This window comes from Nonomuraea terrae, assembly GCF_044465245.1.
Lineage (GTDB): Bacteria > Actinomycetota > Actinomycetes > Streptosporangiales > Streptosporangiaceae > Nonomuraea > Nonomuraea terrae.
Genome location: NZ_JBITLL010000001.1, coordinates 1,017,341 through 1,042,348 on the forward strand (window position 1 = coordinate 1,017,341; position 25,008 = coordinate 1,042,348).

23 protein-coding genes and 1 riboswitch are annotated in these 25,008 nt (G+C 72.1%); of the genes, 13 read left to right on the forward strand and 10 right to left on the reverse strand.

Features of this window, described 5'->3' with window-relative positions; translation table 11 throughout:
• Positions 1-187: 187 nt before the first annotated feature.
• From ACIBP6_RS04810 to ACIBP6_RS04825, 4 genes are all read right to left on the reverse strand, one after another.
• Positions 188-1,756, reverse strand: coding sequence for an ABC transporter permease (locus ACIBP6_RS04810; RefSeq protein ID WP_397048793.1), 1,569 nt, complete (start codon positions 1,754-1,756; stop codon positions 188-190).
• Positions 1,753-2,643 carry an ABC transporter ATP-binding protein gene (locus tag ACIBP6_RS04815; protein WP_397048795.1) on the reverse strand — a complete coding sequence of 297 codons (891 nt, stop codon included), beginning with the start codon at positions 2,641-2,643 and terminating at the stop codon, positions 1,753-1,755. The genes ACIBP6_RS04810 and ACIBP6_RS04815 overlap by 4 nt, the downstream gene beginning before the upstream one ends.
• Positions 2,640-3,266, reverse strand: coding sequence for a TetR/AcrR family transcriptional regulator (locus ACIBP6_RS04820; protein WP_397048797.1), 627 nt, complete (start codon positions 3,264-3,266; stop codon positions 2,640-2,642). Before ACIBP6_RS04820 ends, ACIBP6_RS04815 begins: the two co-directional genes overlap by 4 nt.
• A gap of 91 nt (positions 3,267-3,357) precedes the next feature.
• Entirely contained in the window at positions 3,358-4,404 is a 1,047-nt protein-coding gene (locus ACIBP6_RS04825; RefSeq protein ID WP_397048799.1) for a MerR family transcriptional regulator, read from the reverse strand.
• A 70-nt stretch (positions 4,405-4,474) separates the two neighbouring features.
• Between ACIBP6_RS04825 and ACIBP6_RS04830 the strand changes: the two genes are divergently transcribed.
• A complete protein-coding gene (locus ACIBP6_RS04830; protein WP_397048801.1) occupies positions 4,475-4,993 on the forward strand; it encodes a DinB family protein in 519 nt (172 codons plus the stop codon).
• Between the two features lie 152 nt (positions 4,994-5,145).
• Positions 5,146-6,177, forward strand: coding sequence for a LacI family DNA-binding transcriptional regulator (locus ACIBP6_RS04835; RefSeq protein ID WP_397048803.1), 1,032 nt, complete (start codon positions 5,146-5,148; stop codon positions 6,175-6,177).
• A gap of 8 nt (positions 6,178-6,185) precedes the next feature.
• Here ACIBP6_RS04835 and ACIBP6_RS04840 read toward each other — a convergent pair whose 3' ends face one another.
• Positions 6,186-7,160 carry an EamA family transporter gene (locus ACIBP6_RS04840; RefSeq protein WP_397048805.1) on the reverse strand — a complete coding sequence of 325 codons (975 nt, stop codon included), beginning with the start codon at positions 7,158-7,160 and terminating at the stop codon, positions 6,186-6,188.
• A gap of 295 nt (positions 7,161-7,455) precedes the next feature.
• Between ACIBP6_RS04840 and ACIBP6_RS04845 the strand changes: the two genes are divergently transcribed.
• The 8 genes from ACIBP6_RS04845 to ACIBP6_RS04880 all read left to right on the forward strand — a co-directional run bounded on the left by ACIBP6_RS04845 (position 7,456) and on the right by ACIBP6_RS04880 (position 17,276).
• Positions 7,456-8,358 (forward strand): carbohydrate ABC transporter permease, encoded by a 903-nt coding sequence (locus tag ACIBP6_RS04845; RefSeq protein ID WP_397049312.1) that lies wholly within the window; start codon positions 7,456-7,458, stop codon positions 8,356-8,358.
• On the forward strand, positions 8,351-9,181 hold the full coding sequence (locus tag ACIBP6_RS04850; RefSeq protein ID WP_397048807.1) for a carbohydrate ABC transporter permease: 831 nt from the start codon (positions 8,351-8,353) through the stop codon (positions 9,179-9,181). Before ACIBP6_RS04845 ends, ACIBP6_RS04850 begins: the two co-directional genes overlap by 8 nt.
• Positions 9,182-9,198: 17 nt before the next feature.
• On the forward strand, positions 9,199-10,482 hold the full coding sequence (locus ACIBP6_RS04855) for an ABC transporter substrate-binding protein (protein WP_397048809.1): 1,284 nt from the start codon (positions 9,199-9,201) through the stop codon (positions 10,480-10,482).
• A gap of 24 nt (positions 10,483-10,506) precedes the next feature.
• On the forward strand, positions 10,507-11,604 hold the full coding sequence (locus tag ACIBP6_RS04860) for a Gfo/Idh/MocA family protein (RefSeq protein ID WP_397048811.1): 1,098 nt from the start codon (positions 10,507-10,509) through the stop codon (positions 11,602-11,604).
• Complete coding sequence (locus ACIBP6_RS04865) at positions 11,601-12,512, forward strand: PmoA family protein (RefSeq protein ID WP_397048813.1); 912 nt, start codon at positions 11,601-11,603, stop codon at positions 12,510-12,512. The genes ACIBP6_RS04860 and ACIBP6_RS04865 overlap by 4 nt, the downstream gene beginning before the upstream one ends.
• On the forward strand, positions 12,509-13,240 hold the full coding sequence (locus tag ACIBP6_RS04870; RefSeq protein ID WP_397048815.1) for a cupin domain-containing protein: 732 nt from the start codon (positions 12,509-12,511) through the stop codon (positions 13,238-13,240). The genes ACIBP6_RS04865 and ACIBP6_RS04870 overlap by 4 nt, the downstream gene beginning before the upstream one ends.
• Positions 13,241-13,405: 165 nt before the next feature.
• Positions 13,406-16,210 carry a carboxypeptidase regulatory-like domain-containing protein gene (locus ACIBP6_RS04875; RefSeq protein ID WP_397048817.1) on the forward strand — a complete coding sequence of 935 codons (2,805 nt, stop codon included), beginning with the start codon at positions 13,406-13,408 and terminating at the stop codon, positions 16,208-16,210.
• A gap of 22 nt (positions 16,211-16,232) precedes the next feature.
• Positions 16,233-17,276 (forward strand): LacI family DNA-binding transcriptional regulator, encoded by a 1,044-nt coding sequence (locus ACIBP6_RS04880; RefSeq protein WP_397048819.1) that lies wholly within the window; start codon positions 16,233-16,235, stop codon positions 17,274-17,276.
• A 3-nt stretch (positions 17,277-17,279) separates the two neighbouring features.
• Here the strand turns inward: ACIBP6_RS04880 and ACIBP6_RS04885 are convergent, their stop codons facing one another.
• Complete coding sequence (locus ACIBP6_RS04885; RefSeq protein WP_397048821.1) at positions 17,280-17,852, reverse strand: hypothetical protein; 573 nt, start codon at positions 17,850-17,852, stop codon at positions 17,280-17,282.
• A 165-nt stretch (positions 17,853-18,017) separates the two neighbouring features.
• Here ACIBP6_RS04885 and ACIBP6_RS04890 point away from each other — a divergent pair, with 165 nt between their 5' ends.
• Both ACIBP6_RS04890 and ACIBP6_RS04895 read left to right on the forward strand, forming a co-directional pair.
• Entirely contained in the window at positions 18,018-18,470 is a 453-nt protein-coding gene (locus tag ACIBP6_RS04890) for a YbhB/YbcL family Raf kinase inhibitor-like protein (protein WP_397048823.1), read from the forward strand.
• Between the two features lie 69 nt (positions 18,471-18,539).
• Positions 18,540-18,974: a CBS domain-containing protein gene (locus ACIBP6_RS04895; protein ID WP_132615362.1), complete on the forward strand. Its 435-nt coding sequence runs from the start codon at positions 18,540-18,542 to the stop codon at positions 18,972-18,974.
• A 173-nt stretch (positions 18,975-19,147) separates the two neighbouring features.
• Here the strand turns inward: ACIBP6_RS04895 and ACIBP6_RS04900 are convergent, their stop codons facing one another.
• On the reverse strand, positions 19,148-19,909 hold the full coding sequence (locus ACIBP6_RS04900) for a glycoside hydrolase family 25 protein (RefSeq protein WP_397048825.1): 762 nt from the start codon (positions 19,907-19,909) through the stop codon (positions 19,148-19,150).
• Positions 19,910-19,921: 12 nt separating this feature from the next.
• A riboswitch (cyclic di-AMP (ydaO/yuaA leader) is annotated at positions 19,922-20,066 on the reverse strand.
• A gap of 357 nt (positions 20,067-20,423) precedes the next feature.
• Between ACIBP6_RS04900 and ACIBP6_RS04905 the strand changes: the two genes are divergently transcribed.
• Positions 20,424-22,130: a SpoIIE family protein phosphatase gene (locus ACIBP6_RS04905; RefSeq protein WP_397048827.1), complete on the forward strand. Its 1,707-nt coding sequence runs from the start codon at positions 20,424-20,426 to the stop codon at positions 22,128-22,130.
• Between the two features lie 131 nt (positions 22,131-22,261).
• Here ACIBP6_RS04905 and ACIBP6_RS04910 read toward each other — a convergent pair whose 3' ends face one another.
• From ACIBP6_RS04910 to ACIBP6_RS04920, 3 genes are all read right to left on the reverse strand, one after another.
• On the reverse strand, positions 22,262-23,239 hold the full coding sequence (locus ACIBP6_RS04910) for an ABC transporter substrate-binding protein (protein WP_397048829.1): 978 nt from the start codon (positions 23,237-23,239) through the stop codon (positions 22,262-22,264).
• Between the two features lie 28 nt (positions 23,240-23,267).
• The gene (locus tag ACIBP6_RS04915) at positions 23,268-24,401 is read right to left on the reverse strand and encodes a hypothetical protein (RefSeq protein WP_397048831.1); all 1,134 of its coding nucleotides are present in this window, start codon (positions 24,399-24,401) and stop codon (positions 23,268-23,270) included.
• Between the two features lie 134 nt (positions 24,402-24,535).
• Positions 24,536-24,982: a CBS domain-containing protein gene (locus tag ACIBP6_RS04920; RefSeq protein ID WP_397048833.1), complete on the reverse strand. Its 447-nt coding sequence runs from the start codon at positions 24,980-24,982 to the stop codon at positions 24,536-24,538.
• Positions 24,983-25,008: the final 26 nt, after the last annotated feature.

A 25,008-nucleotide genomic window follows, 5' to 3' on the forward strand; every position in this document is an offset into this window, starting at 1 on the left:
GTGGCGGGTCGTCCCCCGGCGCCTCCCGCGCGCGCGGAGAGGAGGTGACCGGCTACGAGCCCGTGACCGGCGGCCGCCGGCGCCCCCCGCGCGCGGGGAGGGGGCCGAGCCGCCGGCTCCGGGAAGCTCGGCGCCGGGCCGCCGGCGACGGCCAGGAGGCGCTTGCGCGCGGCCGGCACCCTGGAGGTCAAGCGGGGGTCAGGTCGCGGCGGCGTACCAGCGCCAGGCCCGCGACGGCCAGCGCCCCCGCCACCGCCGTGAGCGCCGCCAGCGGTGCCACGGGTGAGGCGGCGCCGTCCAGCAGCAGCGCCGGCACGTGCACGAACGGCGACACGTCCAGCACGACCCCGCTCACCAGCCGGAACTCCGCCAGCAGGTCCACCACCAGGAAGACCCCGAGCGCGGTCCAGCTGACGGCGGCCGCCAGCCGGGGCAGGACGCCGAACGCGAGCGTCGCGATCCCGACCACGGTCCAGACCGCGGGCAGGTAGGCCAGCGTGGCGCCGGCCACGCGGAGCACGCCGCCGTCGTAGGCGAGCCCCGCCGCCGCGCCCAGCACGGCCAGCAGCAGCGCCGGCCCCGCGACCGCGAACGCCAGGTGGCTCAGCGCCCAGCGCAACCGCCCGACCGGGGCGGACAGCAGCAGGTCGGCCCGGCCCGCCGCCTCCTCGCCGCGGGCGCGCAGCGCGGACACCAGCGCCGCTCCCGTGACGAGCTGGCTGAGCACGTACATCACGAACGTGAAGAACACGTCGGAGACGCGCGCGCCGGAGCCGCCGATGACCGCGGCGAGGTCACGGAACTGCGGTGTGGCCAGCTGGGTGTCCAGGCCGCGCGCCGAGAGGCCGAGCAGCGCGCCCAGCAGGCCGAAGCCGATCGCGAAGCCCGCGAGCGAGCCTCGGTGCAGGCGCCCGGCCAGGCCGAACGCGCCCCGCAGCGTCCCCGCTGCCGGGCCCTGCCGGGTGGGCAGCAGGCCGCCTGCCACGTCGCGGCGAACGGACAACGCGAACGCGCCCGCCGCCAGAACGGCCACGAACACCACGAACAGCCCCAGCACCCACCACTGGTCGTCGGCGTAGGCGCGGGTGAGCCGGGCCCAGCCGAACGGCGACAGCCAGGCCGGCCAGGCGACGCCGCCGCTGTCGGCCACCGCGCGCAGCGCGAACATCAGGCCGCCGACGCCGATCGCGAGGCCGCGCGCCGTACCGGACGAAGCGGTCAGTTGCGCGGTGACGGCGGCCACCGCCGCGAACGCGCACCCGCCTCCCGCCACCGAGAGCCCGAACAGCAGCGAGGAGCCGGCGGGCAGGCCGGTGGCCACCAGCCCGGGCACCGACAGCAGGCCGAGCAGCAGATTGGCGGCCGGCACGACCGCCAGCGCGGCGGCCAGCGGGGCGTGCCGGCCGACGACGCCGGACGACAGCAGCTCGCGCCGCCCTGTCTCCTCCTCGGCCCTGGTGTGCCTGACCACCAGCAGGACGCTGACCAGGCCGCCGATCAGGGCGAGCGACGAGCCGAGCGTCCAGGCGGTCAGGCCGCCGACGCCGGCGTCGTAGATGACGCCGCGCATCGCCAACTGGGCGGGGTTGCTCATGGAGGCCGCCGCGAAGGCCTCACGCGCCGCCTGATCGGCGTACAGACCGGCGGTGGAGGAGGCGATGCTCGCCGGGAGCAGCGCGCTGATCACGATCCACACCGGCAGCAGCACGCGGTCGCGGCGCAGGACGAGCCGGATCAGGCTCCAGGTGCCGGTCATGACGCGGCTCCCCGGTAGTGGCGCAGGAAGAGCTCCTCCAGGGTCGGCGGTCGCGTGGTCAGCGCGCGCACCCCCGCACGGGCCAGCTCACCGAGTACGGCCGTGAGCGCGTCCTGGTCGACCTGGCAGCGCAGCCGGGCGCCGTCGACGGTGAGGTCGTGGACGCCGGGCAGCCCGGCCAGACCGTTCGCCGGCCCCGCCAGCTCGGCCGTCACCGACGTGCGGGTGAGGTGACGCAGGTCGGCGAGGGTGCCGGACTCGACCGTGCGGCCCGCGCGGATGATGCTCACGCGGTCGCACAGCGTCTCCACCTCCGACAGGATGTGGCTCGACAGCAGCACCGTGCGCCCGCGCTGCTTCTCCCGCACGACGCACTCGTTGAAGACCGCCTCCATCAGCGGGTCGAGGCCCGAGGTCGGCTCGTCCAGCAGCAGCAGCTCCACGTCGGAGGCGAACGCCGCCACCAGCGCCACCTTCTGCCGGTTGCCCTTGGAGTAGGCGCGGCACTTCTTGCGCGGGTCGAGCTCGAAGCGCTCCAGCAGGTCGGCGCGGCGCTTCGGGTCGAGGCCGCCGCGCACCCTGCCGAGCAGGTCGATGACTTCGCCGCCGGTCAGCGAGGGCCACAGCGTGACGTCGCCCGGCACGTACGCGAGCCTGCGGTGCAGCTCGGTCGCATCCCGCCAGGGGTCGCCGCCGAGTAAGGTGATCCGGCCGCCGTCGGCGCGCATCTGGCCGAGCAGGATGCGGATCGTGGTGGTCTTGCCCGCGCCGTTGGGGCCGAGGAAACCGTGCACCTCGCCCTGGTCGACGGTCAGGTCGAGCCCGTCCAGCGCCCTGGCCGGGCCGAACGTCTTGACCAGGCCCTCCGCGTGTACCGCTGCGTTCATCGGTTGCCCTCGAGCTTCTCCAGGCCCGTACGCGCCTGTTCGAACAGTTCGCGTCCGAGGAATTCGGGTTGGATCAGGTCAAGCTGGGCTTTGCCGACGCGCAGCGCGCCCTGCGGGCCGTACAGGTCCGTGCCGAGCGCGCGTGAGACGTGATCGTGCAGCACCGTGATGCCGAGCTTCATCGCGGTCAGTACGGTGGCGCGGGCACGATGGTCGGCCTCGGAGCGGCCGTCGCTGCTCAGATGCTGCTCGGTCACGTTCACGAGCTCGTCGAACATGGCGGCGGCGCCGGGGGAGCCGTCCACCAGGGCGCGGCCGAGGTAGTGCATCAGCGGCGGCGCGCTGCGGTGGACGTTCTCGATGTATGCGGGATCTTCCAGGTTGTGGCCGGTGATGCCGACGGCGACCTGCTCGCGTACGTAGCTCAGCACGTACGCGTCGCACGCCTGCCGCAGCTCCTCCTTGGTGCCGAAGTGGTGCTGCACCAGGCCGGGGGAGACGCCGGCCGCCTCGGCGATCCCGCGGATGGTGGCCGCCTTGACCCCTCGCTCGGCGAACAACGCCATCGCCGCGTCGCGGATGCGGGCGCGCGCCGTCAGGTCTTCTTCAGAGATTGGTCGCACGTCCAGTACTCTATACGGTTGTACTGCGAGCTAGGCAAGCGTATTGCCCGTCAAGGTGGCGTATGCGGCCCGGTGTGTCGCGTCGCCGCGGTCACCGCACGCGCAGGCCCCTGCGGCGTCTGTTCGCCGGATGTGTGCGGAGCCAGTTCACGACCTGGGCGGCGTGCCGCTCCGGAGGCGAGACGGGGTAGAAGACGCGCTCGACCACCCCGTCGCGCACGATCATGGTCAGGCGGCGGTACAGGACCACGCCTGCGGTCTCGAACGTCGGCAACGCCAGCGCGTCCCGCAGCGCGAACCCCGTGTCGGACACCATGCGGAACGGCAGCCGCAGCCGATGGACCAGCTCCCGCTGGTACGCGCTGGACTGCGACGACAACCCGAACACCCGGGCCGCCCCGGCCGCGCGCAACTCCTCGTGGTGGTCGCGGAACCCGCACGCCTCCGCCGTGCAGCCCCTGGCGCCCGGGATGGTCTCGAAACCGTCCGGCAGGTCCACTCCCGGTCTGCCGGTCAGCGGGTAGAGGTACAGCACCGTCCGGCCGGCACCCGGCGCGGCCAGAGCGACCCGCGTGCCGTCAGTGGCGGGCAGCTCCAGCGCCGGCAGCGGCCGTCCCACCAGATGGGCGACGGCACGGTAGTCCTGCGGTTCGTCCCGGCCCGCAGGCGCGGCGCCGACCGTCGGGCCGACCGTCGGGCCGGCCGTCGGGCCGGCCTCCGCCCGGTCCGCGGTGCCGGCCGTGCCGGCGGTCCCTTCTCGGCCCACGGTGATGGCGGCGGACATCACGCGGCCGGCGGCGGCCTCCAGATGGGCGGCGAGTACGTCGCGCCGCCGGGTCAGCCGCTCGATCCGCTCCGACATCTGGTCGACCGCGTGACGGTAGGCCGCCAGCGAAGCCGGGCACTCGTCGCCGGAGGCGTGCCCGCCGGCCAGGCACTCCACGAACGGCCTGGTCTCCTCCACCGACAGCCCCAGACCGGTGAGCTCCTTGATCGTCTCCACCTGCCGGACCGCCACCGGGTCGTAGTGCCGGTAGCCGTTCGGCAGGCGATGCGGCACCACCAGCCCGGCCTTCTCGTAATAGCGCAGGGCCCGGACGGTCACGCCCGTCCGCCGGGCCAGCTCTCCGACCAACACGCGCCCACGCTAAACCCGTACCTGGAGGTACAGGTCAACAGGTGACACGGGCTTGACGCATCATGGTCCGGTGACCTGGACCGCCCCTCACGTCGTCCGCGCCGACGAGCCCTTCGTCGCCGGCGAACGCGCCATGCTGGAAGGCTTCCTCGACCGGCAGCGTGCCACCCTGCTCCACAAATGCGCGGGACTCACCGCGGCGCAACTCGCCGAACGGCCCCTGGCACCGTCGAACCTGTCGCTGCTCGGCCTGGTCCGGCACCTGGCCGAGGTCGAACGCACCTGGTTCCGCCGCCGATTCGCCGACCAGCCCGTGCCGAGCCTCCACGGCACGCCGGACAGGCCGGAGGCCGCCTTCGACGACGCCGGCTCCGCGCGGGCGGCCGACGATCTGGCCGCCCTGGTCGCCGAGCAGGCCGCCGCACGGGAGGCCGCCGACGGCATGCCGCTCGACGCGATCTTCGTCAGCCCGCGCTGGGGACCGATGTGCCTGCGCTGGGCCTTCGTCCACATGCACGGCGAGTACGCCCGCCACAACGGCCACGCCGACATCCTGCGCGAACGCGTCGACGGAGCTGTCGGCACCTGATCACGTCGGCTCCCGCACGGCGGCGACCAGGGTCGCGGCCCGCTGATCCATGCTGTTCATCACGTGGCCGAACGTGGGCCTGAGCCGCCGGGCGCCGGGGTGGGGCAGTACTCTTCGAACCGTCTGTCGCGACGGCGGAAGGAGACGCGAGGATGCCCCACGCGGCGAGGCCCACGGTCACGCTGCACGACGTGGCCGCGGCGGCCGGGGTCTCGGTCTCCACCGCCTCCAGGGTCCTGAGCGGCAGCACCCGCAAGGTGGCGCCCGAGTACGAGGCCCGCGTGCTGGCCGCGGCGCAGGCCCTGCGCTACACGGCGGACGCCGCCGCCAGGGCGATGCGCCGGGCCGGCGACGCGATCGCGCTCGTGGCCGACGACCTCACCACCCCGTCCATCGGCATGATGGTGGCCGCGATGGAGCGCGAGGCCCGTACGGCGGGGGCGTTCGTCACGGTCTCGTCGACCATGGGCGTGCCCGACCGGCAACTCGACACCATCCGCGTGCTGCGCGCGCTGCGGCCCCGCGCGCTCGTGCTCACCTCCGGCCACTTCATGGCGGACGAGCTCGAAGGCCGGCTGGGCGCGGAACTTTCGTCGTACGAACGCGAAGGCGGCCGGGCCGTCATCGTCGGCGAGACGGAGACGCCGTTCCCTGCGATCGGCTTCGACAATTACCATGCCGCGCAATCCATGGGCGCTTTCCTGGCGGAAACCGGGCACCGGCGGGTGGCGATTTTCGGCGGCGCCGGCGACCTGCGCAACATGTCCGACCGTACGGCCGGTTTCGTCGACGGACTGCAGGCCGGCGGCGTCGACCCGCGGGATGTCCGGACCATTTCCTGCGCGGTCAGCCGCGACGGCGGGTTCGAGGCGGCGCGCCGGTTGGCGGAAGAGGGAATGGACGGCCGGCAGGCCGTTCTCGCGGCCAACGACATCATCGCCATCGGCGCCCTGTCGGGATTCAGGGCCGCCGGCGTGAACGTTCCCGGCGACGTCTCCGTGACGGGAATCGACGACATTCCGCTCGCCCGCGACGTGACGCCCCGTCTGACGACGATGGCGCTGCCACTCGCCCACGCCGGCGCGGAGGCGATCCGCCTGGCCCTGTCGGGCACGGAGACGGGCGGCCGGTTGTGCCTGCGAGGCCACCTGGTCGTCCGGGAAAGCACACGCCCTCGCCGTTGACGCGCCGCCTACTGCTCCGCGGTGGTGCGCATGGGCGACTCGGGTCTGACGTCCGAGGCCGGCACCGCCGGGCGCCTCGCCGCGAAGCCGGTGCGGGTCTGGGCGAGCAGCGCGCCGGACAGCAGGATCACCCCGCCCACGATCTGGAACACGCCCAGGGTCTCCGCTGCGAGCACCCAGGCCAGCACCGCCCCGGCGATGACCTCCAGCGACGCCACGGTGGCGCCCACGGCGGCCGACAGCCGCCGCACGGCGTGCACCCCCAGGATGTACGCCACCACGGTCGCCGGCAGCACCATCCACAGGTACGCCACCAGCACGGGCAACGCCTGACCGCCCGCGGCGGGCGTGACGGACGTCGTGAACGCGCCCCAGGGGATGTCCCAGGGCGACGCGAACGGGGTGAGCACCACCGCCGCCCCCGTCATCCCCCAGGCGACCAGACCGAGGGGGTCCACGTCGTCCCCGAAGCTATCGTTCATCAAGAAATAGCCGGCGGAGCACGCCGCGGCCAGCAACCCCAGCACCAGACCCAGCGCGTCCAGCCGCACCTCCTGCCACGCCTCGACGACGATCCCGAGGCCCACGACCGCGACGCCCGCCCCGGCGTACGCGGCTCGCGCCGGCCGGACGTTCCGTACGAGACGGACCCATGCCACCACGATCACCGGCGCCATGTACACGAGCAGCAACGCGATCCCCACCGGCAACCGCGTGACGGCGGCGAAGTACAGCGACTGCACCCCGGCCACCGCCATGACCGCGTACAGCGCGAAGAACGGCAACCTGGAGCGCGGGATCCGCAACGCCCGCGGCCTGACCACGGCCAGCACCGCCACCAGCAGCAGCCCCGCTCCCGCCATCCGCGTCCACACGGCCTCCATCGGCGTCAGCCCGGCGCTGTCGAGGTATTTGGCCATCGGCCCCGAGAACGCGAAACACCACGAGGCCACGAACGCGAGTACGAACCCCGCATACCTCATCCCACACCGCCTGCGCCGGCATCGCCGTTCAACGTGGGGCGACACTGACATGCTGGGAATCCCTGGCGCAACGGGATAAAACCGCAGCCCGGACCGCTGACGGTCTACGTGGCCCAACCGGCGAGGGCGGCCAGTTTACTTCCGCTTGCAACGCTCTTGACGCTTGCGTTACAGGCGTGCAAACTGCGGAATACGTTTTCCCACGGGACGGAGCGAATCCGTCCCGTCGTGACGGGAGGTCACGAATGATCGCGTCGAGGAGGCTCGCGTGAGCGCTCTCGGCGAGCTCCAGCGGATGCGCAGGGGCAGCGGCGGAACCCTCGGCGGCAAGCGCGACAACAAGGCCGCCTTCGTCTTCCTTCTCCCCTGGTTCGCGGGGCTGCTGCTCATCACGGCGGGCCCGATCGTGGCCTCGTTCCTGCTGGGCTTCACCGACTACAACCTCATCCAGCCGCCCACCTTCAACGGCCTGGACAACTTCGTCCGCATGATCGGCGACGCCCGGCTGCACAACGCGCTCCGCGTGACACTGGTCTACGTCGTCGTCTCGGTGCCGCTGCAGCTGGCCGCCGCCCTGGCCCTGGCGCTGCTGCTCGACCGGGGACTGCGCGGCCTGGCGTTCTACCGCTCGGCGTTCTACCTGCCCTCGCTGCTCGGCTCCAGCGTCGCGATCGCGGTGCTGTGGCGGCAGATCTTCGGCGCCGACGGGCTGGTCAACCAGGTGCTGGCCATGTTCGGCGTCGAGGGCAAGGGCTGGATCTCCGACCCGAGCACCGCGCTCGGCACCCTGATCGTGCTGAACGTGTGGACGTTCGGCGCCCCGATGGTCATCTTCCTGGCGGGGCTGCGGCAGATCCCCCTGATGTACTACGAGGCGGCCTCGACGGACGGCGCCGGCAAGTGGACGCAGTTCAGGAAGATCACGATCCCGCTGCTGTCACCGATCATCTTCTTCAACCTGGTGCTGCAGATCATCCACGCGTTCCAGTCGTTCACGCAGGCGTTCGTGGTCTCCGGCGGCAGCGGCGGCCCCTCCGACTCCACCCTGTTCTACACGCTCTACCTGTACCAGCGCGGGTTCGGGAACTTCGACATGGGCTACGCCTCCGCGCTCGCCTGGCTCCTGCTGGTGATCATCGCCGCGTTCACCGCGATCAACTTCTGGGCCGCCAAGTTCTGGGTCGTCTACGATGACTGATCTCGCGCGCAAGGCGCTCAAGCACGCCGGGCTCATCCTGCTGGCGCTGGTCATGCTCTATCCCGTGCTGTGGATGGTGGTCAGCTCGCTGCGGCCGGACAACGAGATCTTCCGCCGGCCGGGCCTGATCCTCGACAGTCTCCAGACCCACCACTACGGCGAGGGCTGGACCGCGCTGGCCTCGCCGTTCGGCCACTACCTGGCCAACTCGGCGATCCTCGTGCTGGCCTGTATCATCGGCAACCTCGTGTCGTGCTCGATGGCCGCGTACGCCTTCGCCCGGCTGGAGTTCACCGGCAAGCGCCTGTGGTTCGCGATCATGCTGGGCACGATCATGTTGCCGATCCACGTGATCATCGTGCCGCAGTACATCATGTTCTCCCAGCTCGACTGGGTGAACACGTTCCTGCCGCTGGTGGTGCCGAAGTTCCTGGCCACCGACGCGTTCTTCGTCTTCCTCATGGTGCAGTTCATCCGCGGCCTGCCGCGCGAGCTGGACGAGGCGGCCAGGATCGACGGCGCCGGCCACCCGCGCATCTTCCTGCGGATCATCCTGCCCCTGATGCTCCCGGCCCTCGCCACGACGGTGATCTTCACCTTCATCTGGACCTGGAACGACTTCTTCAGCCAGCTCATCTACCTCACCGACCCGGAGATGTACACGGTGCCGGTGGCGCTGCGCTCGTTCGTCGACGCCACCGTCTCCACGTCGTGGGGCTCCATGTTCGCCATGAGCGTGGTGTCCCTGGCCCCGGTCTTCCTCGCCTTCCTCGTCGGCCAGCGCTACCTCATCCGAGGCATCGCCACGACCGGCGGCAAGTAACCCCCAGGGGAACCATCATGCGAAAGCTCGCTCTCGCCCTCGCGGCGGCACTCATGCTCAGCGCCTGCGGCTCCGGAGACGGCGCCGCCAGCCAGGAGCTGTCGAAGGACCCGGTCACCCTCCGCTTCACCTGGTGGGGCGCGGACGAACGGCACCAGCGCACCCAGCAGGTCATCGACCTGTTCCAGAAGAAACACCCGAACATCACCGTCAAGGGCGAGTTCAAGGACTGGAACGGCTACTGGGAGAGCCTCGCGACCACCGTGGCCGCGAACGACGCCCCGGACGTCATCCAGATGGACGAGCTCTACCTCTCCTCGTACGCCGAGCGCGGCGCCCTGCTCGACCTCGGCACCATGGCGAAGTTCCTGAAGACCGCCGATTTCGACAAGTCCGCCCTGGACACGGGCGTGGTCAGCGGCAAGCAGTACGCCCTGCCCGTCGGCCTGTCCACGTACTCGATCGTGGTCAACACCGATCTCCTCGACCAGCTCAAGGTCGAGATGCCGGACGAGAACACCTGGACCTGGGAGGACCTGAAGAACGTCGGCGCCCAGGTGTCGAAGGCGGGCGGTGGCAAGATCACCGGCGTGCAGTCGCTGGGCTTCGAGGCCGGCGGGCTCAACATCTGGGCCCGGCAGCACGGCGCGACCCTCTTCGACGAGCAGGGCAAGGTCGTCGTGCCGCCGGAGGTGCTGACCTCGTTCTGGACCTACATCCGCGACCTGGCCGAGCAGGGCGTCACGCCGCCGGCGTCGGTCAGCGTCGAGCGGGCGGGTGGCTCGCTCGACCAGTCGGGTACCGCCACCAACGCCTCCGCCTTCGCGACCTGGTGGAACACCCAGCTCACCTCGCTGACCACGGCCAGCGGCTCGACGCTGAAGCTGCTCAAGCTCCCCGGCGAGGCGGAGGCGAAGTCGCCGGGCGCGTACTACAAGTCCTCGATGTACTGGTCGGTCTCGTCGCGCAGCGAGCACCCGGCGGAGGCGGCGCTGTTCGTGGACTTCCTGGCCAACGACCCCGAGGCGGCGAACATCATGCTGACCGACCGCGGCGTGCCCGCCAACACCAAGATCCGCGAGGCCATCACCCCCAAGCTGACCGAGACCGACAAGGAAGCGGTCGAGTACATGGACCGGATCAAGGTCGGCCCGGCCCCCAGGGTGACCCCGAACGGCGCCAGCAACATCGAGGCGATCATCAAGCGGCACACCGAAGAGGTGCTGTTCGACCGCGAGACCCCCGAGCAGGCGGCCACCGCGTTCATCAAGGAGCTGCAGGCCGAGATCGACGGCGCCTGACCCCCACCACAGGAGAGACAGAACATGTCGCAACGGAACTACCGGGCCGCGATCATCGGCACCGGTGGGATCGCGCACGCCCACGCGCAGGCCGTCATCGGCTCGGGCCGGGCGAGCCTCGTGGCCGTGGCCGACGTCGACGCCGGGCGGGCGGCCGATTTCGCCGCCAAGTACGGCGTGCCGCGCAGCCACGCGAGCACCGAGGAACTGCTGAGGGAGGAGAAGCCGGACTTCGTGCACCTGTGCACGCCGCCGCACCTGCACGCGCCGCTGGCCATCGCCTGTCTGGAGGCCGGGGTGACGGTGCTGCTGGAGAAGCCGCCGACGCTCACGCTCGCCGAGTTCGACGCCCTGGCCGAGGCCGAGAGCCGCTCGACGGCGCACGTCGCGACGGTGCTCCAGCACCGCTTCGGCGCGGGCGCGCTCCGCCTGCGCCGGCTGGCGGGGGCCGGGGAGCTGGGCCGCCCGCTCCTCGCCAACTGCCTCACGCAGTGGTACCGCGACGAGGACTACTACGCGGTGCCGTGGCGCGGCACCTGGGAGTCCGAGGGCGGCGGGCCGACGATGGGCCACGGCATCCACCAGTTCGACCTGCTGTTCTCGGTGCTCGGCCCGTGGCGCGAGGTCACCGCCGTGGCCGCCCGGCAGGCCCGCTCGGTGGACACCGAGGACGTGTCGATGGCGCTGGTCACGTTCGACAGTGGCGCCGTGGCCACGGTGGTCAACTCGGTGCTGTCCCCGAAGCAGACCTCCCACCTCCGCTTCGACTACGAACGCGCCACCGTCGAGGTCGAGCACCTGTACGGCTACACCGACGACGACTGGACGGTGACCCCGGCGCCCGGGCACGACGAGGTGACCGCGCTGTGGGGACAGGACCCCTCCGATCGGCGCAGCGGTCACAGCGGCTGGCTGGCCGCCGTGCTCGACGCGCTCGACCGCGGCGAGGCGCCCCCGGTCACCGTCGCCGACGCCCGGCGGACGATGGAGTTCATCGCCGCCCTGTACGCCTCCGCCTTCACCGGCGAGCGCGTACGAACCGGACAGATCACTGCCGACAGCCCGTTCGCCCAGAAGATGGACGGCACGGGCGCCCCATGGGAAAAGGTGAGGAACCCGTGACCCTGCAGGCCACCCACACCCTCGGTCGTTCGGTCGCCGTCACGGCGGGCGACGTCGAGCTGTTCACCTACACCTACCGGCCCGACACGCCGGTGCTGGAGTCGCCGAAGCCGTACCTGCACCCCATCCGCACCCTCGGCGGCGCGCCGGTGTCGCTGTTCCGGCCGCACGACCACGTCTGGCACAAGGGCATCGCCTGGTCGCTGCCGCACGTCGGCGAGCACAATTTCTGGGGCGGGCCCACGTTCGTGGAGGGGAGGTACGTCCAGCTGGAGAACAACGGCAGCGCCGCGCACCGCGAGATGACCACGCTGTCGTCCACCCCCGAGCGGGTGGAGATCGCGCACACCCTCGACTGGAGCGCGCAGGACGGCGCGCCGGTCATCGACGAGCGCCGCTCGCTGACCACGACGATCGTGGACGGGAGCACCTGGGCGCTGGTCTTCGAGACGGCGATGACGAACGTGTCGGGCGCCGCCCTCTGGTTCGGCTCGCCGACCACGAAGGGCCGCGAGAACGCCGGGTACGGCGGCCTGTTCTGGCGTGGGCCACGCTCGTTCACCGGCGGGATCATCCAGTCGCCCAAGGGCGCGGGCGGCGACGAGCTGCGTGGCCTGCGGGCCGAGTGGTTCGGTTTCCGCGGCCGGCACGACGAGAGCGGCGAGCACTCGACCATCGTCATGGTGGACGACACGGCCAACCCGCAGCACCCGCCGCAGTGGTTCGCCCGCTCCGAGCAGTTCGCCTGCCTGTGCCCGGCGCCGTTCTTCAGCGAGGAGGTCGAGCTGCCGGACGGCGAGACCCTGAGCTTCCGGTACGCGGTCGTGATCGCCGACGGTGACCGCGGCGACGACGGCACGGCGCTCCTGGCCGACCACGGCAGGGCGGCGCTGGCGGCCCGGCCATGACGTTCCCCGGCGGCACGTCGGTCAGCCGGCTGTCGGTGTACGCGCTCGGCGCGTGCGCCGACGGCCTGGAGGGCGGCACGCCGCACGTGCACACCGCCTCCACCGAGGCGTACGTGGTCGTCGGTGGGCGCGGCGCGCTGCGCACCCTCGACCTGAACGGCCCACGTGAGACGGAGCTGCGCGCCGGGTCCACCGTGTGGTTCACGCCCGGCACCATCCACCGCGCGGTCAACCACGGCGGCCTGGAGGTGGTGGTCGTCATGTCGAACGCCGGCCTGCCCGAGGCGGGCGACGCCGTCATGACGTTCCCGCCGGAGATCGTCGCCGACCCGGAGCGGTACGCCGAGGCCGCCGCCCTGCCCGACGGGCCGCCCGAGGTGGTGGAGGCGGCCGTCGTACGGCGGCGGGAGCTGGCCGTCGAGGGTTTCCTGCGCCTGTCCGGCAGCACCGCCCGCGGTGACCTCGACCCGCTCCGGAGCTTCTACGACAGCGCCGTCGCCCTGGTGCGGCCGAGGGTGGCGCGGTGGCGGGAGATCTGGGAGGACACGGTCGCCCGCGAGGCCCGCCGCACCGCCGCCGTCCTGGACGCCCTCGGCGACGGCGACGGCGCGCACCTGGGGGAGTCGGCGCTGATGGAGAGCCCTCCGCAGGAGCGCTGGGGCATGTGCGGCCATCTGCGCGCCCACGATGTCGCCCACCCGACCGTGCACACCCCCCGCCCGACCTGACGCTTACACACCCCCCGCCCGACCTGACGCTCACACACCGCCGGCCCGAGCCGACGCCCGACCACCTCGGGAACGGCCCGGGCCGGCACCCGCCCACACCCCCAGACCCGAGCTGATCGGCCGCCGGCGTGCCCGGGCGCGCCGGCTTTCTCAAGGAGCGTGGCGATGCACGCTGTCCGACTGTTCCTGGGCGCCGCCATGGCCGCGGCGCTCACCCTGACCGCCCTGCCCGCCGCCCTGCCCGCCGCGCCCGCCGCGGCGGCGACCAAGGGCACGACCTACTACGTCGACGCCGTCCACGGCGACGACTCGGCCTCCGGCCGCGACCGGGCGCACGCCTGGAAGAGCCTGGAGAAGGTGAACGCGACCACGTTCGCCCCCGGCGACCGCATCCTGCTGCGCGCGGGACAGCGCTGGCAGGGCCGGCTGTGGCCCAAGGGCTCGGGCGTGAGCGGCGCGCCCGTCACCGTCGACGCCTACGGCAAGGGCGGCAAGCCGCGCATCGACGGCGCGGGACAGGTCGGCGACGCCGTGCGGCTGTTCAACCAGGAGTACTGGACCATCCGCAACCTGGAGGTCACCAACGAGGTCCCGCCGACCGGCACCCCAGGGGAGAACCTGCGGGACCTGCGCGGCATCCACGTCTCCGGCGACAACAGCGAGACCCTCGACGGCTTCGTCATCGACGGCGTGCACGTGCACGACGTCACCGGCCAGGTGAACTGGATCGGCGGCAGCATCGCCGACAACGCGCCCGGCGTGCGCTTCCAGACCGGCTGGGACGGCTCGAAGAAGACCGGCGGCATCGTCTTCGACACCACGGTGCCCGACATCACCGCGCCCCCGGAGCGGGCGACCGTGCTGAACGACGTGGTGATCCAGAACTCCGTCGTCGCCGACACGTCGTTCGCCGGCATCGTGGTCAAGCAGTACACCGGCGACGGCAGAAACGACGCGGGCGAGACCATCGCGACGGCGACCGGCTGGGGCACCCGGCAGAGCGCGGACGACCCCAGGTTCACCCCGCACACGAACATCGTCATCAGGAACAACCACATCAGCCAGGCCGGCACGGACCACGGCTGCAACGGCGTCTACCTGACGAACGTGCGCGGCGGCCGCGTCGAGCACAACGTCGTCCACCGCACCGGCACCTCCGGCATCGAGTCGTACTTCTCCGACGACGTGACGATCCAGTTCAACGAGGTGTACGAGACGCAGCAGAAGGCCGGCGGCGCCGACTCCAACGGCATCGACCCCGACAAGGGCACCACCCGGCACGTCGTGCAGTACAACTACATCCACGACAACGGCGACGGCGTGCTGCTGTGCCAGTTCGCCTTCGGTGACGCCGTCGTCAGGTACAACGTCATCGCGGGCAACAGCCGCTACCAGATCTACCTGCACTCCGACCGCGCCGCCAGCGCCAAGATCTACAACAACACGATCTACAACGACAAATCCGCGTACCTCATCTACGGATATGGCTCGTACCTCGAAGCCCGCTACGACATCAGCGACAACGTGGTGTACTCGACGCGGCCCGCGACGCTCACGACGAGCCCGACCATCACCTACGACCACAACCTGTACGGCGGCGCGGATCTCGCGGTGCCCGAGGGTGACGAGCACGCGGTGATCGCCGACCCGCACTTCGCCGACGCCCCCCTCGACGGCCCCTACGGCACGCCGGAGACGGGCCCGCGCCTGGAGACCGCGTACGGGCTGCGCGTCACCTCCGGCTCGTACGCCATCGACACGGGCACGCGGATCGACGGGAACGGCGGGCGCGACTACGCGGGCCGGCCGCTGTACAACGGCGCTCCCGACCTCGGCGCCTTCGAGTACGCCACGGCCAGGGGTGCGAAGGGCGAGGCGGTCATCGGCACCGTGCGCGGCCCGTCGGGCAACCCGGTCGCCGGCGCCACCGTGACCGTGGCGGGCGCGAGCGCCACCACCGGCCCCGACGGCCGGTACGCGGTCAAGGACGTGCGCTTCGGCGACGTCACCGTGACGGCCGCCAAGGACGACTACGACCAGGCGACCGTCACCGCCCGCGTCCGGTACGGCAACGTCACCACGGCGGACCTCACCCTGACCCCGAACAGCACGGCCGGCTCGATCACCGGCCGCGTCCTCGACCAGGCCGCCCGGCCGCTGCCCGGCGCCACCGTCACCGTCCTGGACGGCGACCGCCCGCTCGCCACCGCCGCCGGCGGCGCCGACGGCGGCTTCGCCGTGGCGGACGTGCCGATGGGGGAGGGGTACACGGTCCGCGCCGAGGCCGCCGGTCACCTCGCGGCGACCCGGACGGGCGTCACCGTGGAGCCCGCCACCGAGACCGACGCCGGCTCGCTGCTCCTGCTGGGCCCGACCGCCGAGACCGTGGCCGAGCACACCTTCGACGACCTGCCCGCCGGGCCTCTGACCAGCGGCGACGGCCTCGTGGTAAGCAGCGCGGGCGGCAGCGTCGAGGTCGTCGAGACGCCGGACGGCAAGAGCGCCAGGCTCTCCCGCACCGCCGACAGCGGCAGCACCAGCCTGTCCCGGACGTTCGCTCTGAACGGCATCGTGACCGTCGAGGCGAACGTCATGAGCGAGGAGCCGTACACCTCCGGCAACCACTGGTGGGGCGTGCCGTACATCAGGGGCACGAACGGCCAGAACGCCGTCAGCGTCGCCTTCACCAAGGACACGATCGTCGCCTACGAGGGCACGGCCACCAAGACGCTCGGCGCCTACGAACCCGGCCGCCGGTATCGCGTCTCCACCGTCATCGACACCGTCAACCAGCACTTCGACCTGTACCTCGACGGCCGGCGCGTGCTGGACGACGCCGCCTTCCGGGCCCCGCTGGACGCCGTCGCGCAGGTCGACTACTACGCCAACAGCTCCAACTACGGCAGCGTCACCATCGACGACTTCCGGGTCTCGCAGGGGCTCGCCGTCGAGGGAGCCGCGGGCGCGTGACGCCGATGCCACAATGACCGGCATGCACGACGGGCCCAAGTCCCCGCCAACGCTGCACGACGTCGCCCGGGAGGCCGGCGTCTCCATCGCCACGGCGTCGCGCGCGCTCAACGGCAGCACGCGCAACGTCAGGTCGGAGAACGCCTCCCGGGTGCGGGCGGCGGCGGCCAAGCTCGGCTACCAGCCGCACCTGTCGGCGCAGGCCATCGCGAAGGGCTCGACCAGGACCGTCGCGCTGGTGGTGCGCGACGTGGCCGACCCCTACTTCTCCGCCATCGCCGCCGGGGTCAGCCGGGCGGCGGAGGCGGACCGGCTCATCGTCACCATGGCGGTGGCCGAGGGCTCGCCCGAACGCGAGCTGGAGATCGTCAGGACCCTGCGCGGCCAGCGTCCGCGCGTCATCATCGTCGCCGGCAGCCGCGTCGACGGCGCCGGCACCGGCGACGCCCTGGTGGAGGAGCTGCGCCACTACCGTACGGCCGGCGGGCGGGTGGTGCTGATCAGCCAGCGGGACCTGCCGTTCCCGACCGTCACCATCGACAACCGCGGCGGCGCGGAACGGCTCGCGCGGGCGCTGCTCGGCGCCGGCTACCGCCGCTTCGCCGTCTTCGTGGCGCCCGCCGCGATCCGCACGTCCCGCGACCGGCACGAGGGCTTCCTCGCCGGGCTGCGTGGCTGCGGCGTGCCCGAGCCGCTCGCCATTGAGACCGGCTTCACCAGGGAGGGCGGTTACGAGGCGGCACGGCGGCTGGTGGCGCGCGGGTTCGAGGACGTGGAGGCGGTGTTCGCGGTCAACGACGTGATGGCGATCGGCGCCATGACCGCGTTCCGCGACGCCGGCGTCGTTCCGGGCGCCGACATCGGGGTGGCGGGGTTCGACGACATCGCCTCGGCGGTCGACGTCGTCCCCGCGCTCACCTCCGTAACCGTCCCGCTGCGGGAGGCCGGCACGTGGGCCATGCGGCTCGCGCTGGCGCAGGACGAGGCGGCGGGCGCGGAGCTGTCGGCGGAGATGCCGACCCGCGTCGTCCTGCGCGACAGCACCCCCGCCCGCTCCGCGCCGTAACGTTCAGCGGGGCCGGATACGTCCGAACGAGGCGAACCAATGGGCCATCGCCTCGTCCCGGCGGCCGGCCACGGCCGACTGCAGAGACTGCTTGGTCACCGTCCGCGCCATCTCGCGCAGCGGCCAGTGCTCGGGCTCCACCTGGGCCTGGACCAGGCCCGCGGCCAGCGTCGCCGCCAGCGCCATCACCGCCCGCGGCGGCACCTGCTCGTCCAGGTCGCACTCCTCCAGCATGTCGGCCAGGCTCGCCGACCAGCTCGCGCGGATGCTGCGGGCGCAGCTCTCCCGCGCGACGTCGAGGCGCACGCCGTCCCACACCGCGTCCACGAGCTTGGCCGCCTTCGCCTCCAGGTCCTCGCCGTGCAGCAGGGACGCCAGCTCGACCGCGTGGGCGAGCGCGAGCTGGGCGGCGAGCGCCACGTACGCGACGGTCGAGACCTGCGGGCCCGGCTCGTCGAGCCGGGCGTCGAGCCGCTTCAGCAGCTCCCGGTACCGGCCGCGCGCGGCGCGGACGTCCGCCGCGAGCGCCGGTGAGTGCTCCGGGCCGAGCTCCGGGTCCTGTTCCTCCAGCGTCATAGCAGTGAGCATCCCAACGAGCGCCGGGCGGCTCGCTGGCTCATGTCTCCGTGTCGCGGAAAATCCAGGTAGGCGCTGGCATCCGGTGGCATCGCCTGCTTTGGCCGTTGACCAGGTGCTTCGCGGGTCGGGTGTGGAGCGGGGGAGCAGGGGCAGCGGGCAGGCATGGCTGGCATCACACTGCGCAGCAGCGCCTTCAACGACCACACGCTCATCCCGTACGAGCACTCCCACGAGGCCGGGGACCTGTCGCCGGAGCTGGAATGGGAGGGCGTGCCCGACGGCGCGGCCGAGCTGGCGCTGCTGTGCGACGATCCGGACGCGCCGATGGGCACCTTCACCCATTGGCTGGTCGCGGGCATCCCGCCCGACACGACGGGGCTCGACCCAGGCGCCGACCTCAAGGGGTTCGCCGCCGGCCGCAACGACTACGGCGGGCAGGGGTACGGCGGCCCGCATCCGCCCGTCGGAGACGCGCCGCACCGCTACTTCTTCCGGCTTTTCGCGCTGACCCGGCCGTCCGGGCTGTCCGACGGTTTCTCCGCCGACGAGTTCCGGCGCGCGATCGACGGCAACACGCTGGCCTCGGGCACATTGGTCGGAACCTACGGGCGCTGACCGCTACTGAGCCTCGATCTGAGGGGTAGGGGAGCGGTGAACCCGGTTCGTCTACCACGGGAGGCCGATATGGGTACCTCAGGAGTCGGCAAGACCGTCCAGGACGTCATGCACAAGGGAGCCGCCTGCGTCGGCGAGAACGACTCCCTGCGCCGGGCGTCGGAAATGATGCGCGACATGTCGGTCGGCTCGCTGCCGATCTGCGGTGAGGACGACCGGCTGAAGGGCATCATCACCGACCGGGACATCGTGGTCAAATGCTGTGCCGAGGGCAAGAACCTCGACACGACCACGGCGGGCGAGCTGGCCCGCGGGCTGGTGTGGGTGGAGGCTCACACCAGCGTCGAGGAGGCGCTGCAGAAGATGGAGCAGCACCAGATCAAGCGCCTGCCGGTGATCGACAACCACCGGATCGTCGGCATGGTCAGCGAGTCCGACCTGGCCAAGGAGCTGCCCGACAGCAAGCTGGCCGAGTTCGTCCACCGGGTCTACGCCCCGGCGTGACGCGGCTCGACCGACGTCCAACAACCGGAAGCCACGGCCGCACGGCCGTGGCTTCCTGGTGTGCGAGGGGCCCGACGGGGCCGCCGCCCCGGCGTCCGATGCGCGTGGCTGTCGGCGCGGGGAGGGGCCCCGCCGGGCGCGGCCGCGGGGACCGCGCTCATGCGGGGAAGTGGTCAGGCGGTACGGCGGCCCAGGTCACGCAGCTGGTTCACGGTCAGCGCGGAGACGTTCTGGTCGATGGGGGAGTCGGTGTACTGGTGGATCGTCCACGACTTCCAGTCGGCGGGCGGGCTCACCTGGCCCCTGGCCTTGCTGTAGTGCGCGACCCACAGCGGGTACTCCGACAGGCCCTTGCCGTAGGTGTCGGCGAAGTTCCAGCCGCTGTAGAACATCGGGGTGATCCCGGTCTTCTCCTTCACGTACCCCAGCCAGGTCTTGGCCCAGGCGTTGACCTCGTCGACGGACTGGCCGTCGGCGCTCTCCAGGTCGAGCACCAGCAGGTCGCCGGCCTTGGCGGGCTGCGAGTTCACCACGGACAGGAAGTGCTTGGCCTCGCTGACGGCGTCGTTGCCCGGGTGGGCGAAGTGGTAGGCCCCGCGGACGATGCCCTTCTTGCCGAGCTCGCGCCAGTGCCTGGCGAAGGAGGAGTCGACGAAGTCGGTGCCCTCGGTGGCCTTGATGATGCCGAACTGCGCGGAGCTGTCGGCCCAGTCGTAGGTGGGCTGGTAGTGCGAGACGTCGAGACCGTAGGTGAGGGGCCCGGCCTCGGCGGCGGGCGCCGGAGCGCGGTCGGCGGGCGTGACCTGCGCGGCCTGCGCGGCGCCGGGCAGGGCGGCGAAGGCGGTGGACGCCGCCAGGACGGCGCCGCCGACGGCGAGGCCGACACGCTTGACGGGCAGATCGAGGCGACTCTTCAGGGTACGGGGGACGAGCATGAGGGCATTGACTCCTAGCTTCCATGCCGCCTACCGGGTTAGCTGACGGGTTCGGGCTTGGAAGTGCCCTACGGGCGCAGCGTGCGGCTGGTGTCCGATTCACCCCAGAAAGGTGGGTCCCCGGTTCCGCGAGAGGCGGATTCGGCGGCCGCACGGCTCCCGATCTGGGAGCGGCGTACGGTCCTGTCAACGAAGCGACGAGAGGTCATCTGACCTTTGCCGCGAATAGGTAAAAAGGTATGCACCTCTCCATAGGGAGTGCAAGTGGTACGTATCGGAATCGCGTGTTTTTTCGCCTTAAAGGCGCTGAAACCCCGTGTATGCCGGGACTCTGGGCTGGGTAAAGTTTGCGGCCTTCAGCCGACGCGGCGCCATTCGTACGGGACAGAAGGGGTGGGTGTGACGGATGGGTTGACTGCCTGACCTGTCCGTGAAGGCGCCCGACATTTTGCGAAATCGTGGGTCCCGTATGGCCCGCTGGACAGGGCCGGACAGGTGTGATGGTGGGATCACTATGGAACCCAGCGACGCCGTTCCCGCTGCGGAGAGGTACGGGCTCAGCCAGGAACTCATGCGAGCACTCCTCCACGGGGTGCACCTGGGCCTCTACATCCTCGACGAGTGCGGCCGGATCATCATGATCAACCCGTACGCCGAGCAGGTGCTGGGGCGTTCCGCCCGCGAGCTGATCGGCGCCGACGCGCACGACCTGCTGCACCGCAACCCCGACGGCAGCAAACTGCCCCGGAGCCAGTGCCCGCAGATCCAGGCGCTCGAGATGGCCGACAGCGTGCACACCGAGGAGACGTGGTTCGTCCGGGGCGACGGGGAGCTCATACCCCTCGGCCTGATGGGGGCGGCGATCCAGCTGGACGGCCGCCTGGGGGCGGTCGTGCTCTTCTACGACCTGCGCCGGCACAAGGCGATCGAACAGGAGCAGGCGGCCCACCTGTCCGTGCTCGAGGAACTGGCCGGACGGCTGTCACTGATGGCCGAGATCAGCACCGTGCTGGCCTCCACCCTGGACAAGGAGGAGGCACTGCGGCGGCTCACCCGGCTGGTGGTGCCCCGGCTGGCCGACTGGGCGGTGATCGACCTGCTCGGCCCCGGCGGCGAGCTGCGCAGGGTCTCGATCGTCTCCGGCAACAGGGAGGACAACGCCATTGCGAGGCAGTGGGAGGGGGTGCTGCCCGCATCGGACGAGCTCTCCCACTCGCCGATGGCCCGGGTGCTGCGCGGCAGCCCCTCGGTCCTGCTCACCGGGCACGACCTGGCGAGTCGCGACGGGTCACCGTTCTGCGTCTTCCAGCGCAGGCTGTTCGACCACATCAGGCCCACTTCGGTGGTCATCGCGCCGCTGCGCACCCCGCGCCGCGTACTGGGCGCGATCTCGCTCGCCCGGTGCGCGCCCACTCCCGACTTCGACATGCCGGACCTGTCGCTGATCGACGACATCGCGGGCCGCGCCGGGCTGTCCGTGGACAACGCCGACATGTACGAGGTGCAGCGCCGCATCGCCGAGACCATGCAGCGCCACCTGATCAGCCCGCTGCCCGCGATCGAGGAGCTGGAGATGGCCGCCCGCTACCAGCCCGCGCCGCGCGGCTCCCGCGTCGGCGGCGACTGGTACGACGCGTTCCCGCTGCCCGGCGGCCTGACCGCGCTCGTCATCGGCGACGTGACGGGCCACGACCTGCAGGCCGCGGCCGACATGTCGCAGATCCGCAACATGCTGCGCACGATGGCCTGGGCCGAGCGCACGTCACCCAGCCGGGTGGTCGCCCGGCTCGACGAGGCGCTGCCGTACATCGCCGGCGACCTGATGGCCACGCTGGTGCTGGCGCTGGCCGAGCGGTGCGAGCGGGGACGATGGCGGCTGCGCTGGACCAGCGCCGGGCATCCGCCGCCGCTGCTGGTCGGCGACGACGGCGGCGCGGTCTTCCTGGAGGGGGCCGAGGGCCTGCTGCTCGGCACCGGCCTGGCCATGGAGCGGACCGACGCCGTCGCGCCCATCCCGCCGGGCGGCACCGTCCTGCTCTACACCGACGGTCTCATCGAGAACCGCGAGGAGTCTCTCGACGAGGGCATGAGCCGCCTGAGCCGGCACGCCGCCGCGCTGGCCGGCCTGCCGCTGCCGGTGTTCTGCACCGAGATCCTCGGCCGCATGCGCAACGACGTGATGGACGACGTCGCGCTGCTCGCCCTGCGCCCCCGATCCTGAGGGCGTTCAGAGCGCGGCGAAGCCGCGCAGCATGGCCCCGAGCGCGAAGTCGAAGTACCGCGAGGACGACTGGCCAGTGCCGTTCCTGCCCGCGCTGACCGGCGTCCCCGCCCTCGTGGAGGCGTGACCCCTCAGCCCGCCGCGGCGAACGTCTTCACGTCCAGCCGCTCGCGCAGATACTTCAGGTCGAGCATGAGGTCGGCGACGCGCTGCAGCCGCCGGGTGTCCGTCCTGGCCGGATAGGCGCCCAGGGTCGCGCGGGCGGCCGCCGACGCGGGGACGCGGATGTACGTCGGCAGGATCGACGCGACCTTCTTGCGGTCGGCGGCGGCCAGACGCTGGGCCTTGGCGAGCGCCCGCTGGAAGGCGGCCAGCGTCCGCGGGTTGGCCGTGCGCCAGGTCGCCGAGGTCATCCAGCCGGCGGTCGGCAGGCCCGCTGCGGGGCCGGTCATGGGGTCGGCCAGCAGCCGCAGCGCACCGCTCTTCAGCCCCGCGGACAGGAACGGCTCCGGCAGCCAGGCGGCGTCCGCGGTGCCCTTCTTCAGCACGGCGGTCATGTCAGGGAAGGGCGTCTCGCGCAGGACGAGGGCTTCGGACGACAGGCCGTGCCCGCGCAACGTGGCGTCGATCGTGAGCTGGGCGGTGCCGACCAGGACGTTGACCGCGACCTTCTTCTCCTTGAGCTGGGCGACCTTCCTGATGGGGGAACGGGCCGGGACGACGAGCCCGTACGCCCCCGGCGCCGCGCGGTGCATCTCCCCGGTGACGTCGATCGGAAGGTCCCTGCTGCGGGCGAGGAACGCCGCGACGTAGTCGGCCTGCACGAGGTCCAGCCGGCCGGCCAGCATGGCGGGGATCGCCGCGCCGCCGCCCACGATGGCCGGCGGCTCCACGGTGAGCCCCGCCTCCTCGAAGTAGCCCTCCGACCGGGCCAGGAACAGCGGAGCGGCCTCGGCCGACGGCACGAACCCCACGGTGATGGTGTCGCGCTCGGGCGCCTGGACCGTGACCTGCCGCGGGGCCGGCTCGGTGGCGCCGGCGCTGGAGCAGGCGGACAACAGCACCGCCGCGGCGACGCAGGCGGTGAGGACGCGGCTGAAAGACGTCAAGACGGTTCCGTTTCGGGTGTGGTGGGCTCTAGCGCATGAGGACGCCGGGCAGCGTCAGGGTCGAGAACTGCAGCTCCTGCGGGTAGACGGCGACCTGGCGGGCGCGTCCGGTGCGGGCGTCGACGGCGTAGGAGTGGTAACGCTTCCCGCTGGAGACGACGATCTCCACCTCGTCGCGGCTCCGCCAGACGCCGGTGCCCAGCAGGTTCGCGTCCGGCGGCAGCCCGGCGACGGGCACCTTGCGCAGCCGCCGGCCGGTCGTGGCGTCGAGCAGGGTGAGGGCGGGCTTCGGCAGGTCCATGTGCTCGACGGCGGCCACCGTGCGGCCGTCCGGGGCGAGCTCGCTGAACCAGAGGAACGTGCCGTCGAACCGCACCTCCTTGCCGCCGCCCGCGACCGGTCGCAGCCACAGGTCGGTCTTGACGTGCCGGACCAGCTCGGCGACGCCGTCCTTGATGCCGTAGAGCACGTACCGGCCGGGCACCGACACCGTCCTGCCGGTGCGCATGTCGATGATCGTGCCGGGCTCCCTGCCGCCCACGTGCGGGTCGAAGGCGAGGTAGCGGCCGTCGTCGGAGAGCACGAGCTGCGAGCCCGTGCCGATCCGCTCCTCCGCCACCGCGACCGGCGAGGTCACCTCGGCGCCGGTCACCAGGTCGCGCACGACGTGCGCCCGGGCCTCCCTGCTGTAGTAGGCCAGCGCGTGCCCGTTCCGGCTGATCGCGATAGGCACCCGCGGTTCCTCGTCGGTCGAGACGAGCGCCTCCCGGACCCGGTAGATCGCGCCGCCGCGCGTGACCACCCGCCACTCGGAGGCGTCGCAGGTCGGCGTGACGATCGGGTGGTTGCGCTCGCACGGCGACAGGTAGGCGTGGCTGATCGCGCCCACCGCGCCGCCGGGCAGGTCGCGTACGGTCCCTGCTTCCTCCGCCACCACCTGTGGCGCCGCCGGCTCGGCCGCGCGGGGCCACAGCGCCACCCCGCCCGCCGTCGTGGCCACCGCCGCGACGACGGCCGCGACGACCGCCGCCACGACCGGCGCCACGACCGCCGTGAGCCGGGCGTGGCGCCTTTGCCGGTGCCGGGCGATGGCCGTGTCGGCCAGGTCGACCGGCGGCGCCTGCTCGGCGAGCTCCTTCATGGCCTGGCGCAGCCTCGTCACCGGCCCACCTCTCCGGCGGGACGGGCGGTGCGCGCCGAGGCCCGCAGGCGGGGGCCGTCGTGTCCTTCCATGCGCCCCTCCTCTCACCCCTTCCCAACGCGCCCTGGCCGCCGAAAGGTTGTGCGGGGAGCCGGTCAGGGTGCGAGCAGCCGGTCCACGAGTGCCTGGAGGGTCACGGCGCCGATCAGCCGACGGTCGTCACCGACCACGGCGACCAGCGGGCTGCGGGTGCGGGCCATGAGCGCGGCCAGCTCCAGCACGGTGGCGTCGGGGTCGGTGAGCGGCAGCTCGCGCCGCCGTCCGGGCAGCGCCTCGCGCACGGTGCGGCCGTCCAGCCCGTGCAGGAACGCGTCGGCGTGCGCCTCGTCCACCACGCGGGCCAGCGCGGGATCGTCCTGGCAGTACGCGGGCACGGCCAGCCGCAGCACTTCGGTGCCGGGCAGGATCGTGACCGGCGTGCCGTCGTCGCCGACCACGATGAGGCCGGGCAGATCCTGGTCGGCCAGCAGCCGGGCCGCGTCGATCACGGGGGAGTCGAGGCCGACGGTGGGGAAGTCGGCGAGCAGGTCTCGGGCGCGCATGGGGGCATCCTTCGCGGTCGGGAACG